At 23.4% G+C, this 15,140-nt stretch carries 15 protein-coding genes, 1 tRNA gene and 1 other RNA gene; 10 read left to right on the top strand and 7 right to left on the bottom strand.

From position 1 onward, the window contains the following. Positions 1-20: 20 nt before the first annotated feature. Positions 21-96: transfer RNA gene (locus EXC65_RS01970), tRNA-Thr, on the top strand. Positions 97-140: 44 nt separating this feature from the next. On the opposite strand, the gene galE is transcribed toward EXC65_RS01970, so the two are convergent. From galE to rpmF, 4 genes are all read right to left on the bottom strand, one after another. Then, the gene (gene galE, locus EXC65_RS01965; protein WP_165001328.1) at positions 141-1,136 is read right to left on the bottom strand and encodes a UDP-glucose 4-epimerase GalE; all 996 of its coding nucleotides are present in this window, start codon (positions 1,134-1,136) and stop codon (positions 141-143) included. 5 nt (positions 1,137-1,141) lie between these two features. After that, positions 1,142-2,344, bottom strand: coding sequence for a phosphopentomutase (locus EXC65_RS01960; RefSeq protein ID WP_129719818.1), 1,203 nt, complete (start codon positions 2,342-2,344; stop codon positions 1,142-1,144). Positions 2,345-2,357: 13 nt separating this feature from the next. Then, entirely contained in the window at positions 2,358-3,614 is a 1,257-nt protein-coding gene (glyA, locus tag EXC65_RS01955; RefSeq protein WP_129719817.1) for a serine hydroxymethyltransferase, read from the bottom strand. A 71-nt stretch (positions 3,615-3,685) separates the two neighbouring features. Beyond that, entirely contained in the window at positions 3,686-3,880 is a 195-nt protein-coding gene (gene rpmF / locus EXC65_RS01950; RefSeq protein ID WP_129719816.1) for a 50S ribosomal protein L32, read from the bottom strand. Between the two features lie 149 nt (positions 3,881-4,029). Between rpmF and ssrA the strand changes: the two genes are divergently transcribed. From ssrA to EXC65_RS01920, 6 genes are all read left to right on the top strand, one after another. After that, positions 4,030-4,389: a transfer-messenger RNA gene (gene ssrA, locus EXC65_RS01945) on the top strand. Positions 4,390-4,444: 55 nt separating this feature from the next. Then, positions 4,445-4,873 carry a ferritin-like domain-containing protein gene (locus EXC65_RS01940; protein ID WP_129719815.1) on the top strand — a complete coding sequence of 143 codons (429 nt, stop codon included), beginning with the start codon at positions 4,445-4,447 and terminating at the stop codon, positions 4,871-4,873. Positions 4,874-5,142: 269 nt separating this feature from the next. Further along, positions 5,143-6,513: an ABC transporter ATP-binding protein gene (locus tag EXC65_RS01935; protein ID WP_129719814.1), complete on the top strand. Its 1,371-nt coding sequence runs from the start codon at positions 5,143-5,145 to the stop codon at positions 6,511-6,513. A gap of 2 nt (positions 6,514-6,515) precedes the next feature. Next, the gene (locus tag EXC65_RS01930) at positions 6,516-7,364 is read left to right on the top strand and encodes an ABC transporter permease (RefSeq protein WP_129719813.1); all 849 of its coding nucleotides are present in this window, start codon (positions 6,516-6,518) and stop codon (positions 7,362-7,364) included. After that, positions 7,357-8,181 carry an ABC transporter permease gene (locus tag EXC65_RS01925; RefSeq protein ID WP_129719812.1) on the top strand — a complete coding sequence of 275 codons (825 nt, stop codon included), beginning with the start codon at positions 7,357-7,359 and terminating at the stop codon, positions 8,179-8,181. The genes EXC65_RS01930 and EXC65_RS01925 overlap by 8 nt, the downstream gene beginning before the upstream one ends. Then, entirely contained in the window at positions 8,168-9,922 is a 1,755-nt protein-coding gene (locus EXC65_RS01920; protein WP_129719811.1) for a type 2 periplasmic-binding domain-containing protein, read from the top strand. Before EXC65_RS01925 ends, EXC65_RS01920 begins: the two co-directional genes overlap by 14 nt. A 54-nt stretch (positions 9,923-9,976) precedes the next feature. Here the strand turns inward: EXC65_RS01920 and EXC65_RS01915 are convergent, their stop codons facing one another. After that, on the bottom strand, positions 9,977-11,662 hold the full coding sequence (locus EXC65_RS01915) for a hypothetical protein (protein WP_129719810.1): 1,686 nt from the start codon (positions 11,660-11,662) through the stop codon (positions 9,977-9,979). Positions 11,663-11,694: 32 nt separating this feature from the next. Between EXC65_RS01915 and EXC65_RS01910 the strand changes: the two genes are divergently transcribed. Further along, complete coding sequence (locus tag EXC65_RS01910) at positions 11,695-12,318, top strand: hypothetical protein (protein WP_129719809.1); 624 nt, start codon at positions 11,695-11,697, stop codon at positions 12,316-12,318. Between the two features lie 70 nt (positions 12,319-12,388). On the opposite strand, the gene EXC65_RS01905 is transcribed toward EXC65_RS01910, so the two are convergent. Next, complete coding sequence (locus tag EXC65_RS01905; RefSeq protein ID WP_129719808.1) at positions 12,389-12,685, bottom strand: hypothetical protein; 297 nt, start codon at positions 12,683-12,685, stop codon at positions 12,389-12,391. Next, the gene (locus EXC65_RS01900; RefSeq protein WP_129719807.1) at positions 12,669-13,226 is read right to left on the bottom strand and encodes a Panacea domain-containing protein; all 558 of its coding nucleotides are present in this window, start codon (positions 13,224-13,226) and stop codon (positions 12,669-12,671) included. Before EXC65_RS01900 ends, EXC65_RS01905 begins: the two co-directional genes overlap by 17 nt. Before the next feature lie 187 nt (positions 13,227-13,413). On the opposite strand from EXC65_RS01900, the gene EXC65_RS04595 reads away from it, so the two are divergent. Further along, positions 13,414-13,788 (top strand): type III restriction endonuclease subunit M, encoded by a 375-nt coding sequence (locus EXC65_RS04595; RefSeq protein ID WP_232018830.1) that lies wholly within the window; start codon positions 13,414-13,416, stop codon positions 13,786-13,788. Beyond that, the gene (locus tag EXC65_RS01895) at positions 13,716-15,140 is read left to right on the top strand and encodes a site-specific DNA-methyltransferase (protein WP_318025972.1); all 1,425 of its coding nucleotides are present in this window, start codon (positions 13,716-13,718) and stop codon (positions 15,138-15,140) included. Before EXC65_RS04595 ends, EXC65_RS01895 begins: the two co-directional genes overlap by 73 nt.

Genomic DNA, 15,140 nt, shown 5'->3' with positions numbered 1-15,140 from the left:
ATTATAATATAAACAATATTGCCATCATAGCTCAGTAGGTAGAGCACATCCATGGTAAGGATGCGGTCGCAGGTTCAATTCCTGTTGTTGGCACCATATGTTTTTAAAACTCCTATATCTTATATAAAAAATACATAATTTTATTTTATGTATTTTTTTATTTTTTTTCTCCAATTTCATTCATGAGAAATTATATCTTTTAAATTATATTTATTTTTAAAATTTAAAAGATTTTTAATTTTGTTTGTACTTGCAATTAAGATATCAGGATCACCTTCCCTTTTGCTTTTGAATTGAAAATTAATTTTATGATCAACTATTTTTTCAAAGTTTTGAATTATTTCTAAATTAGAATAACCCTTTGATGAACCTATGTTAAATATTTCACTAGGATTATTTTCCAAATATTGTGAAACTAAAAAATGAATTTTTGCTAAATCATCAACATGAATATAATCCCTAATACATGTACCATCTTTAGTTTTGTAATTATTACCAAATAAATATATTTGTTTATTTTCTAACAAAGAATTAGAAATAACAGGAATTAATAAAGAGTAATTATTGTTTTTAGAATAAAGACCACTTCTTAGTTGTGAATCAGCACCAGCTACATTAAAATATCTTAATATTCCATATTTAAAATTTTTATTATTTTTTGCATAATCTAAAATTATTTGTTCACCAAATAATTTCGAAAAACCATAAGGATTAATTGGATTTTGAATATCTGTTTCTTTGATTTTTTTCTTATTTAACTGTCCATATGTAGCAGCTGATGAAGAAAAAAGTAATTTATTTATTTTGTATTTATTCATTAATTCTAAAATATTTATAAGACCAATTAAATTATTTTTATAGTAACTTAGTGAATTTTCAACACTCTCTCCAACTTTTATGTATGCTGAAAAATTTACAACTATATCAATTTTATTGTTTAAAAAAATTTTTTCTAGATCTAAATAATTTTTGTAATCTATTTCATAAAATAAAATATTTGGTGGTAAAAACTCTTTATTTCCAGATGATAAATCATCAGCAATAATAATGTTTTGTTTTAAATCAAATAATTTTCAAGCAAAAACACTTCCAATATAACCAGCACCACCAATTAAAAAAAATGTTTGTTTTTTCACAAAATTTAAATTAATTTATCAAAAATATCTTCGCCTGTGTCAATAAGTTCTAAACCAAAATTTCTTGCAATTATATTACCTGTTGTTCCTAAACCAGAAAGTGTTCCAAGGTTTTTATTTTTACCTTTAAATGATTTAGAAAACACAGTTAATGGCAATGCTTCTCTTGTGTGATCACTTCCTGGAAATGAAGGGTCATTTCCATGATCTGAAGTCATAATTAACAAATCATCTTCATCCATTGCATTAATTAATTTTGTTAATTTAACATCAAAACGGTTAATATTTTCAGCATAACCTAATAAATTTCTACGATGCCCATAATGAGAATCAAATTCTACAAGATTTACAAAAATAAATTCATTTTCTGTTTTTTGATTTGCAATATTAATTGCAACATCCATGTTTTCATCATCGCTAGCTGGTGGAAAAACCACATCAATTCCTTGATTTACAAAGATATCATTTATTTTTCCAATAGCAATTGTTTTAATACCTTTTTCCTGTAATTTATTCAAAATAGTAGCTTTAGGTGGCTTATTTGCATAGTCATGTCTATTGAATGTTCTAGTAAAATTCCCATTTTCCCCAACATAAGGTCTTGCAATAATTCTTGCAACATTTCAAGCAGGATTTTCAGAACATATTCTTCTTGCTTCTTTAGCATAACGATATAAATTATCTAAAGTCATATATTTTTCATGACCACAAATTTGGAGTGTAGAATCAGGTGAAGTATAAACAATAATTTCATTGTTATCAATTTCTCTTTGTCCTAATTCAGCTAAAATAACAGTTCCACTTTCAGCTCTATTTCCTATAATTTTTCTATTATCAAAAGCTTTTTCAAGTTTTTCTATTAATTCAGCTGGAAAACCATTTTCAACAAAATTTGGACTTGGTATTTTAGTTTCAATCCCCATCATTTCTCAGTGACCAGCTAAAGTATCTTTAGCATTTGATTTTTCAATTATTCTTGCCATATAAGCTAAATGGTTTTTATTTCTATTATTATGTTTAAATACTTTTGTTATTTCACCAATACCTAATTTTTTTCAAGTTGGTATATTTAAGATATCGCTTTTTTCACTTACATGTCAAAGGGTATCTGCACCTTGATCATTAAATTCATGTTGTCTTCCATCATCACCAATACCTAATGAATCAGTAACAATCATAAAAATTCTTTTAAATCTAAATTTTTTCATTTTAATTCCTTTTTTAATTTTCTCAATATGATTTTTTAATTGGGAAATTTTTAATTATTTTTGCAACTTCTAATTTTAATTTAGAATGTAATTTTTTATTATTGGATTCTTTGAGTGCATTATCTATAATTTTTGCGATTTCAACAAATTCTTTAGCTTTAAAGCCTCTTGATGTCATTGCTGCTGTACCAAGTCTAATTCCTGAAGTTATGCTTGGTGGCAATGAGTCATTTGGAATAGTATTTTTATTAACAGTTATATTTAAACTTTGCAATACTATAGAAGCTTCATGTCCTGATAAATTATAACTTTTTTTTGTATTTATTATAAATAAGTGATTATCTGTTCCGCCAGAGACTATAGTAGCGCCCATTTTAATAAATTGATTTGCAAACTTTCTAGAATTTGTTACAACTGCTTTAGCATAATTTTTGAAAAAAGGTTGTAAAGCCTCATTAAAAGCAACTGCTTTACCAGCAATAGAATGAAAAGAAGGGCCGCCTTGTTGCCCAGGGAAAACTGCACGATCAATTTTGTTTGCTATATTTTGATCGTTAGTCATAATTACAGCTCCTCTTGCTCCTCTTAAAGTTTTGTGAGTAGTTGAAGTTATAACATCTGCATATTTTGCTGGTGAAGGATGAACATTCCCAATTATTAAACCTGCAATATGTGCTATATCAGCTAATAAATAAGCTCCCACTGCTTTTGCAATTTCACTAAATTTAGCGAAATCAACAGTTCTAGAATAAGCTGAATAACCACAAATAATTAATTTAGGTTTTACTTTTTTTGCTATTTTTAAAATTTCATCATAGTCTAAAAATCCTTCATCATTAACTTCATAAGTATAAGACTTGTAAATTTTTCCAGAGAAATTTACAAAAAAACCATGTGTTAAATGACCACCAGATTTAAGTGCTAATCCTAGAATTTTATCTCCAGGTTCTAAAAGAGCAGCATAAACAGCTGCATTAGCTGTTGAACCTGAATATGATTGCACATTAGCATATTTTACTTTAAAAAGTTTTTTTAATCTTTCAATAGCAAGTGTTTCCACTTTATCTACATTTTCACAACCATCATAATATCTTTTTCCAGGATAACCTTCACCATATTTATTGGTTAAAATACTTCCTGTTGCTTTAAGTACATCTTCTGAAACATAATTTTCAGAAGCTATTAATTCAATATGATCACTTTGTCTTTTTAACTCTGCATTAATCGCTTCTTGTATTTCTATGTCTTTAAGTTTTATATTTTTATACATTATTCACTCCTTAAAATTTATTTTTATAATTATATTGTAATAAAAATATCTCCAAATGGAGATATTAAAAATTATTTATCATTTAATCCAGTGAAACCTTGTACTTTTTTACCTTTGTAAAATCCACAAAACATACATACTTTGTGTTGTTGAATTTTATTTGAACATTCCTTACATTCTACAAGATTAGGGATAGTTAAAGCGTCATGTGTTCTTCTTTTATTTCTACGTTGTTTTGAAGTTTTACGCTTAGGAACTATTGCCATGTTTAGCCTCCTTTGTATTTGAATAACATTAAATTATGTTAATAAATAGATAAAAATATTATTAGTTGCAAATGCAATAACATTATTTTACACTATTTTTTAAAAATACAATATATTTTGTGTTAAAATTTTAAGTACATTTCTAATTTGGGGGTGTAATGGCTTCGACATTCATAAGCAATTCTAAAGTTCAGTGGTCTAATAAACCATAAATATTTCTAGGCTTCAATTAAACGGAAAAGCTAAAAAAGAAGATGTTACATTAAATATGTTAGCAACTTCAAATAACAACTATAATTTTTCTTTCGCTTAAAATAGCGGATTGTTTTATTAAAAAACATTAAATCATAGATTAAATTGATCACCATAAATTTAATCTTTCGAATGGTGGCTAGTGAATAAATTTTGATAGTTTTATAATTCAAACTAGTTTTCAAAAAACTACTAAACTGTAAACCTTTATTATTGTTTTTGTGTGGACCCGGGTTCAACTCCCGGCATCTCCACCATTTTTTTTATATTAAAATTTATGAACTAAATTTTTGAAAAAACAAAGGAGTTATTATGAAAAACAATAAAAATGAACTATTTTTTTTAGAAACCCTACAATCTACTTTGCAAATTGCATATCAAAATATTTCAAATATTCATTGACATATTAGTGGTCTGCATTTTTTTACAATTCACAAACAAACTGACAAACTTAGAGCTGACATTTTAGAGTTTATTGATATGACTGCTGAAAAATTAGTGATGCTTCATCATAATGCTATTGTCGATAGCAAAAAAATAGAACAATTATCTAGAATCAAAGAAGATACATCATTATCTTTTAAAGAAGATAGTACACAACTTGTTGTTAATTATTTAGAAGAAATTTTAAAATTAATAACATCTGTAACTTTTTCATTTAGTGCAACTGTACAGCCTATGATTGATGAAATAATTTTATCTTTAGATAAATGAAGATGACAATTTGAAAAAAACTATTAATTAATTTTTAGCAAAAAATAATATTTTTGTTAAAATTATTTGATATGGAACTCTTAAAGCAACAAATTATTATGTTTATAAAAAAGTATATTATTATACTTTTATTTTATTTTGGCATAAATTTTGAAGTTAAAGAGTCAATAATGATTTTTTATGATAAATTCCCCATCTCTCTTCATTAGAGAAGGGATTTTTTTATTGCACCCTTTATATAATGAAGTTTTTCAAATTCTTATTAATATTTTAATATAGAAAGGTTTTTTTATAAAATGAATGTTATTAAAAATTCAGAAAAATATTCTAAGAATTCAACAAAACCATTAATTAATTTAGTTAATGTGGATAAAGAATTCGGGGATAAAAAAGTTTTAAAAAATATTAATCTTAAAATTAATAAAGGTGAATTTATAACCCTTCTTGGACCATCAGGTTCAGGAAAAACTACTATTTTAAGATTAATTGGTGGTTTTGAATGAACAACTCGTGGCGAAATTAAATTTAATGATATTGATATTAAAGATTTATCACCAAATAAAAGAGATGTTTCAACAATTTTTCAAGATTATGCACTTTTTAATCATTTAGGTATAAAAGGCAATATTAATTATGGACTTAAATTAAAAAGATATCCAAAAGATAATGTAAAAAAAGAAATATATGAATTGCTTGAAAAGAAAAAAGTTTTATGAGTTAAAAAAGCACAAGAAAAAATGGCTATTTTAGACAAAATTCAAATTGAGTATGAAAATGAACTAAAACAACCAAAAATTTCTAAATTAAAAAAGAAAAAAATTCAAGATTGATTAGATGATTCTGATTTTAAATATTCCTATTGAGAAAATTATGTTAATTTTAAGGTTGAAGCTTTTTCTAAGAGACATTTAACAAGAAAAATTACAAAAAATGAAATGGAAAATGAAGTTAATGAAATTATTAAACTTGTAGGTCTTGAAGGTAGTGAAAATAAAAAAATTAGTGAACTTTCAGGTGGGATGAAACAAAGAGTTGCATTAGCAAGAAGTTTAGTTGTAGAGCCGCAAATTTTATTGCTAGATGAGCCACTTTCAGCTTTAGATGCTAAAATTAGACAAAAAATGCAACAATTGTTAAGAACTATTCAAAAAAAATTAAATATAACTTTTGTTTTTGTTACTCACGATCAAGATGAAGCGTTAGAGTTGTCAGATCGTATTGCTGTTATTAGAGATGGAGAAATAGAGCAATACGATACACCAAACAAGATATATGATTATCCAATAAACAAATGAGTTGCTAATTTTATTGGAGCATCTAATTTTTTTAAAGTTAAATATTTAGAAAAACACAAAGTTGAACTTTTAAATAAAATAGTTTACTGAGATGAAGATAAAAAAACATTACAAAAATTTTATCCTAATCAAATTTTAGATGGACTTGTTAGACCTGAAGATGTTGTTATTTCATTAACTAAAGGATTTTTAGATGGAGTAGTTACAAAAGTTGTTTACAAAGGTTCATACTATTTTATTGATGTTTTGGTTGGAGATAAAATTATTTATGTTGAAACAACAGAAAAATATGCTGAAAAAACAAAAGTAAAATTAAGCTGAGATGATGATGCATTACATTTAATGCCGCTAGATAAAAAAGGGTTTGAATAATAATGTTATTAAAAGCATATAACAAATTTAAATCATTAGCAAATATTCGTTTAGGAATGATTTTGCCATATGTTTTTTTTGCATTTATTTTTATTGTTTTACCTTTAATTTTATTGTTTTTCAAAGCGGTTTTACCTGTTTTGGATGAAGATGGTAAAGCGTCAGATAATTTTGTTTTAATTAAAAATTCAACAACATGAAAAATTATGTGAAGGTCAGTTTGATTAGGTATTTTAACAGCTTTTATTTGCTTAGTTATTGCACTGCCTTATTCATTTTTTATATCAACAATTAAATCTAAATTTTTTAAAATTTATGCTATTTCATTAATTGTTTCACCATTAATAATTTTTACAATTTCAAAAATTTTTTCTTTAAGAGTTTTGTTTGTAATGATTTTTGATGAACCTACTATTAATAATGAAATTTTTATGTTGATTGGATTAATTTATTTAAATTTACCTTTTATGATTATTCCTTTATACACAGTCTTTAGTGATATGCCTAAAAATATTTTAGAAGCATCAGCTGATTTAGGATATAACAAATTTTGAACTTTAATTAAAGTAGTTTTACCTTATGGTTTAAAAGCAATTTTTTCTGGAATAGCATTAGTGTTTTTAATGGCAGCTACAAGTATTATAATTTCAGATAAATTACTTCCTTCAGGAAGTCAAAAACAACTAATTGGTAATTTAATAAATAATAGTTCCAATCCTTCAAATCCATTTGATTTAGCAAAAGTTTCATCATTAGTTTTAATTACTATTGTAGTTTTATATTCTGTTTATGGTCTTATTTATATTTTTCCATTAATTCTATCAAAATTAAAAGGAGTAAAATATGAGTAAAATTTGAGATTTTTTTCAAAAACATGAGATTTTTAAAAAAACTTATGTTTGAATAATTATTATTGCTTTTTATATACCTTTATTATTAGGTGCTATTTTTTCTTTCAATAAACCTTCGGATAAAGGTTTTGTTTCGACTTCTTGAAATAAACACACTTTTGAAGGTTATGTTTATTTAGTTTCTGATAATTTTATAAACGCACTAATTAATTCTTTAATTATTGGTATTGTTACAGTGTTTTTTGTTTTGGTTATTAGCCTTTTTACTGTGTTTTCGATTTGAAAACAAAAGTTAAAATTACCAAAAAGATATGTAAATATAACTTCTAATATACCATTGATTAATCCTGATATTATTACAGCAATTTCACTTGCAATAATTCTTAGTTTTTTATTTGGAATTTTAAATTCTAATAACGAAGGAATGATAAGAGCTATTATTTCTCATATTACTATGACATTACCTTATGGGATTTTATTAATGTATCCTCGTAGTGAAAACTTTTCTATGTCAGTGTATGAAGCTTCACAAGATTTAGGTTATAGCAAACTTCAAACATGATTTAGAGTTTATCTTTTTCATATGATACCATCCATTTTCTTTAGCAGCGTTGTTGTGTTTTTCTTTTCTTTTGATGATTTTATCATAACAAGAATAACATCTAATGCATCAACAATAGGTGTTAATCTATATCAAGGACAATTTAAAACTTGATCATTAGCTCTTGGAACAATTATGCTTTGTGCAACCTTAATTGGTAATGTTGTATGAATTATTATTAAATTAAAAAAAGGAAAAAAACATGCAAAAGTATAAAAAAATAATCGGACTAATAATAGGTATTTTTAGTTTAATTTTAGGTATTAGTTTTCTAACTGTGTATAAAATTAAACGCCCTTTTAAACCTTTGGTATTAAATTATCAAGCTTATATGAAGCCTGAACTCCGAAATAATTTTGAAAAAGATTTTACTTATCATGAATTTGGTGATTTAAGTGAATTTCAAAAATTGCTTCAAGACAATAGAGTAATAGGCGGTGTTTCTTCTGACTTTGCTATTGCTAAAGATGCTAAAAAAGGTTTGATTAAAAAAGTTAATTATGCTTATTTATTCAAAAATAATCAAGAATTATCAAATAAATTCAAAAGTAAAGATTTAAAAATTAGAAGAGAAGCTTTCAAAACAATTGCTCGTGAACAAACACTTGAGCATTTAGATAAATATAATCAATTTTTATATAAAGAAATTGATGGTAAAAAAGTTTATGATCTTGATGGTGATGGTGTTGAAGATCAACTTTGAGAATACACAATCCCATATTATATTCAAGACAAAGTAATAGTTTATACAGTTGGTGACTATGATGAAAATGGTGAAAAAAAACCTTTAAAAAGTAATATTGCATCATGGGATAATAAGACAAAAGAAGATATAAGAGAAAATGGTATTAATTTTGATGATCAAAGTTTTTTAGGTATTTTTAAAACTTTAAGATCTTATGGTTATCAAAATTTTGGTTGAACTGAAGCAATGCGTGATAATTTACTCCTTGGTAGTGAAAAAATTTCTTTGGATAAGAAAAATTTTGATTTTTATAGTGGAAAAGTAGAAAGTGATAACCAAAGTGATTTTTCATATAAAAAACAAATTAATTCATTTACAACTATTGTTAAAGAAGCAACTGGCGAAGCATTAAACAATACAAAACATAATGTTTTCATTCCAAATGGTCTAGAACTATTAGCAACAGTAATTGATAATAAAAAACCTACATCAGTAGTTTATTTATACAATGGAGATGCAATTGATGCTTTTTATTCCAAAGATAACTTTAGCACAGTAGAAGATGGGCAAGCAATTAAAATTGTTAGACCAAAAAATAATTTAACCCTTCTTGATGGATGAGTTTTTTCTAAAAATATTACAAATGAACATGAAGAAAAACTTTTAGATAAGCTATATGAAAATATTTATTATCTTGAAGATCGTTCAATCGATGAAATGCTTTTAGAATCATTAGAAAAAGTTGAATACAGTGAAATTCAAGATGAAGAAGGGAACTGGATTAAAATTTCTGGCGAAGGTTATACTATTAATTTTGAATTATTAAACTCTCTTGCTAATTTTGATTATGTAAATTACACACCTTCATTAAAAAATAGTTATTTTTTAATAGAAAAATTATATTTTAACGATGCTGTAAAAACAGCAAGAATCTCAGAAAATGATGAAGAAGTTTACCTTTTAATTGATAAAAGATTAGATGTTGATGAAAAAAATGATAATTCAAAAGTAAATATTGATTTTAATGTTTTAAAAAATATTGAAAATATAACACTTGATGATATTAAAACTGAAGCTGAAGAAAATTCAACAAAATTAGCTTTAAATATTTATAAGAGTCAACAAAAATATCAAACAAAAAATGGCTTTTCAGTTGATGAAGATACAGATGAAAACAATATTTATGAAGTAAATTATGCTTTTCTTCAACCAGTTAATGATTCATTAGAAAGTGAAATACAAACTTATTATAATTTAAAAGTTAAAGGATAACATTTATTAAAAAAACAGCTATAAAGCTGTTTTTTTAATAAATATGGTGATAAATTAATTAATAACATATTCAAATTCAATTGGTTTTATTGTTATTTCTTTGTCTGTATTTAATATTAATGATATTAAAAATTTATAACTATTTTTATCATTAGAAATTAATTCAATTTTTTCAATTTTAGAAAAAATTTTATTTTCAGCTAACTGAAAATCAAAATCATTTTGATTATAGTTGTTATTTTTATTTTTTAAACTAACATTCAACACTTTAGGTAATATTTTTTTAGCTAAATCAAATACAAAATTTGTATATTCTTTTTCTTGTGTTTGAGTTTCATAATTATAAATTTTCATTTTATCAATTTTTCAAATTTCAATTATGTCTGTGATTGAGTTAAGGTTGTTATTTATTCCTAAAGCTGCATTAGTTGTATCATCTGCTAAAACTCATTTGTCAAAATACAAACCATTTTCTTTTGTTGCATTTTCTGTTGTTAGTAGTTCAGAAGGAATTTGTGTTTCTAATGAATTAACAATAATATCATCAGTTAATGTTAAATTTTCATTTTCCATTGTATCTAAATTGTTTATTACAATTTCTTTCTTTTGATTTTGGTTAAAAAATAATTCTAATCATTCAGCATTATGATTGCTACCAGGATGCCCTTTGTAGTAAATGTTATATTCGCTACCATATTTTTTAACTACATGTTTAATAATGTCTTTGTCAAAGTCATTTTTAGTACCTAAAATAATTAAATTCTTTTTGTTATTAATACTTTGATTTTTTAAAACCTTATCTCTTTCATTTTCTCAACTAAAATTCATAATTTCATTAAATTTTAAGAATAATCTTTTTTTATCTTTTGCTCTTTTGTCAAACATTAAATCTTTTATTTCGGTCTTCATATCATTGAAAAAATGAAAATGATTATTCATATTTATTTTTTTAAACTCTTTTAAAGATTCACTATCACTTCAAAAAAATTTAATTTTATTATAATAGTTTGATATTAAAAAGATTGTTCTTGGATCATAAAATGTAGGTTTTTCTCATTTTTTTGTTTTTTCATTAAAATATTTATATTTAACTTCATATTCTTTAAATTTTGATAATAAAAATTTTGAATATATTTGAGAGTCTTCAATAATTCTAAATTGAACATTAGGAAAATCTAAAAGTTGCAAAAAATAAGAAAAGTTTTGCATTCCTGCTGCATTTAATCATATATTAATTTTTTTCTCTTTATTTTCATTAATTATTTTGGTTGCTTTTTCATAAAAAATTGAGTGGTCTAATACATCTACATTTTCAACATATGATTTATTTGTATTTTCATTTATTTCTCTTTCATTATTTAAAAAATATTCTAATTTTTCAGATATAAGCCTTTTTTGGAGTTCATTAGATTTGGGATAATAAAATAAATAATTTTGCTTTTCGTTTATCATTGATAATCTTAGCATATTCAAAAATGGTTGTACACCTCATGGTGTACTAAAGATATTTATATCTGCTTCATTAACATCGTCTGTTATATTAGTTTGTTTATTTGTTAATTCGCTTTTAAAATTAACATAATCTTTTCTTTTTATATTTTCTGTTTTATTTAACTCTACTTTATTTTTGTAAAGAATTGGCGAATACCCACTGTAAAATAAATATGACATTAAAGCTAATGGTATTGGCAATGCAAAAAAAGTTAATAGAACAAATTTTTTTCAATTTTTTTTAATCATAATTTTAAATATAACATATAATTAATTAAATTATGATTAAAAAATTAATAAATTTAAAAAAATATTTTGTAATTCAATTAATATATAGTTGAATATTTTTAATAGTTTTAAACTTAATTCTTTATTGTGGATATTTTTACTATATTACAAAAAAATTTACATTACATGATGCAAAAATTGACAATATTAATTTATCAAATATTTCATTAGCATTACTCATTACTCTTGCAGTGATTATATTTTTTATAGTAATTTTAAAATTATTTTTTGAAAGTAGAATATTTGCTAAAAAGAAAAATATTTTTATAAAGATAATTCCTTTTATTTTTGATTTTTCCAACGTTAAATCAATTCTACATGAACATAATCACTTTGCATTGAACAAAAAATTTAAAAATGAAGTTATTTTTTCAGATTTTTTTAAAAAATGATTAATTTACTTAATAATAATTTATATTTCTTTAACTATTAATCTTTTGTTTTTATCTTTTGGAATGAAATATTTTCTAGAAAAAAAAGTTGATTTTTCTGTTCATATTGGTGCTTATTATTTATTCTTCCCACCAGCACTTTGAATCAATATTTCGTTTTTTATTATAGGTATTTATCATATTGTTTCTTATATATATTTTTTAAAAAAATTAAGATTAGTTTAGTTTTAAAATTAAAAAAAAGAACTTGCAAATATTTTAATATTCAAAAGTTCTTTTTTTTAATTAGCTTTAATTATTTTTTTCTTTTTTTAGAAATTGATATTAATCATCATGCAATAGCAAAAATAATTATAACAGGTACAATAATTAATATACTAGCCCCTGCTATTGCTCAGGGTGAGTAAGAGTTATTGCTGTCTCTATTCAACTGTATTAAAGATATTACAGAAATAGATATAGGTATTAATATCCCTGAAATTGAAAAATATATTCTTTTTTTATTGTTAAATCTTTCTTCGAATTTTTGAAGCTCTTTTTCAATATTTGAATGCATATTATTATTTGTATTATTTTTATATTTCTTTGTCACAAATCATCAATTTATTGTTAATTTTGTTATTTTCATTCGCTTGATAATAGCTATGTTCTTCTGGTTTGAATGTTTTTTTTCATGAATCTAATTCATGAGATATATTAACTAGTTCAAATGCAAAATATTTTGAAAATTTTTTAAATGTTTTTTCAAATGATGTTCATTTATTTAAATTTAAACTACCAAAGATTTTTATAAATTCATCTTTTAATTCATCTGCATTTTTTATTAAATGAAAATCAATATCTTTTATTTTATCTTGGTAAAATCAGCCATAATATGTTTTTTGTTTTCTGTAAATTTCACGCAATGTAGGACCATATGGTCATGCTTCAAACTCATCTTGAAAAAAAATTTTTTTATTCTTTTTCAAGTATTCTCAATGAATAAAAAATAACATTTTTTGAGTTCATAAATTATCTTGCTGAAATTGAGCATTTTTTATTTTTACATATTTTAAAAAAAACGGCATAAATTCTTTAGCTTTAATTCCATTTAAATTGTTGATAAAAATTTCTTCAATATTACAAGTCATCATCATACCTTTCAATAAAATTATAATATTTTTTTTATTTAAATAAAAAAAATAGAAGCATTTTATAAAAAAAGTAAAAAAATAGAAAATATATTTTTTAAAATTTACAATTTTTTGTAGTTTATTATTTTTTTGTTGGTTAATTTTTTTTAAAAAAAAGTATAATAAAAGTATTAAAATAGGAGGAAAAATGTCAAAATATCAAGAATATATTGAAAAATTAAAAAAATTAGAAAACGATAATGGTATTAAATATATAAACAACGATCAAAAAGAATTGATTAGTCAAGTTTTAGAAAAATTTAAAGATGATGATTTTTCACTTGAACAAGTTTATAAATTGTTAATCCAAAGAATAAAATTAGGTTTTAGATTTGATGCAGCACCAGAGCCAAATCATGAACAAATTTCATTATTAGCTAAAAATAAAAAATTAAGTTTAAATGAAGATGTTTTGGAACAAAGAAAAAATCATTTAATTATTGGTGAAAATTATGATGCACTAAAAAATCTTTTAGTGCTCGAGAGAGAGAGAGAGAGAGAGAGGCCGCGAATTATAATATAATTTACATAGATCCTCCTTATAATACTGAAGAATCAAAAAAAGAAGGCAATAAACTAGCTGATGACAAAGAAAATGTTTCAGCTAATAATTTTATTTATCGTGATCGTTTTTCACGCACAGGTTGATTAAACATGATGAGTGAAAGACTTAATTTAGCAAAACAACTTTTAACAGAAGATGGTGTTATTTTTGTTTCTATTGATGATAACGAACAAGCATATTTAAAAGTTTTGATGGATGAAATTTTTGGAGAAGAAAATTTTATTTGTAATTTTATTTGAAATAAATTAAATTCTCAGAATGATGCTGCTTTTATCCAATCAAATCATGAATACATTTTATTTTATGCAAAAAATAAAAGTATTTTTACTTTGAATAAAACAAAAATTAATGAAATTATTTCAAGAAATCAAAGTTTAAAAATGGGAGGGATAGATGGTTATTTGCACAAGAGAAAAAAAATGGGGCAAACTATTTATTATCACCCAATAACTAAAGATATAAAAATTTTAATGGACTATAATCCCGATGATGTAAAAGAAGATTCAACATTTAGCATTTATAAAGACAACATAGAGCTAATAAAAAAAGGATATTTTATTATAAGACCAAGTTTAAAAAATGGTAAATTAGGTAGATGAAGATTGGGATTAGAAAAAATGAATCAAAAAATTAATGATTTGGTAATAAAGTTTAATAATTCTATTTATAAAGTTTTTGAAAAAATAGAAAAAACTGAAAAAAATAATAAGTATTCTTCAATATTAAATGAAGATATAAATAGTTATTTTTTTAGTGTAATAAATACTTTAGAATTAGAAGACAAAATAATAAACATTCGATCAGGAAATGGAGCAAAAGAATTAACAGAACTAAATTTAAATTTTCCTTATCCTAAAAACATTGTTTTACTTAAATATCTAATAAATTTACATCCTAATAAAAATACGAGAATATTAGATTTTTTTGCTGGTAGTGGAACAACTGGACATGCTGTTTTAGAATTAAATAAAGAAGATAATGGTAACAGAACTTTCACACTTGTTACAAATAATGAAAACAACATTTTTACAAACACCACTTATGAGCGTTTATATAGAATTATCAAAGGAAAATCAACAAAAAATGAAACTAATTTTAAATGAATAGAAAAAAATCAACCTTTTTTAAGCACACCTTTAGATGTATATGATATTGAATATTTTAATATTTCTATTGATGCTAAAGAAAATTTAGATAATGTTATTGAAGTTTACAAACAGAGTTTAATTGATTTTACAAACAAAACTATTTCTCTTACTGAAGAACAAATACTTTTTACTTTAAACAAATTAAAATCATTAAAAAAATAA

The organism is Mesomycoplasma neurolyticum, from assembly GCF_900660485.1.
GTDB lineage: Bacteria > Bacillota_I > Bacilli_A > Mycoplasmatales > Metamycoplasmataceae > Mesomycoplasma_A > Mesomycoplasma_A neurolyticum.
The sequence above is the reverse complement of the archived record's forward strand: the minus strand, read 5'-3'. Positions and strand labels throughout refer to the sequence as shown.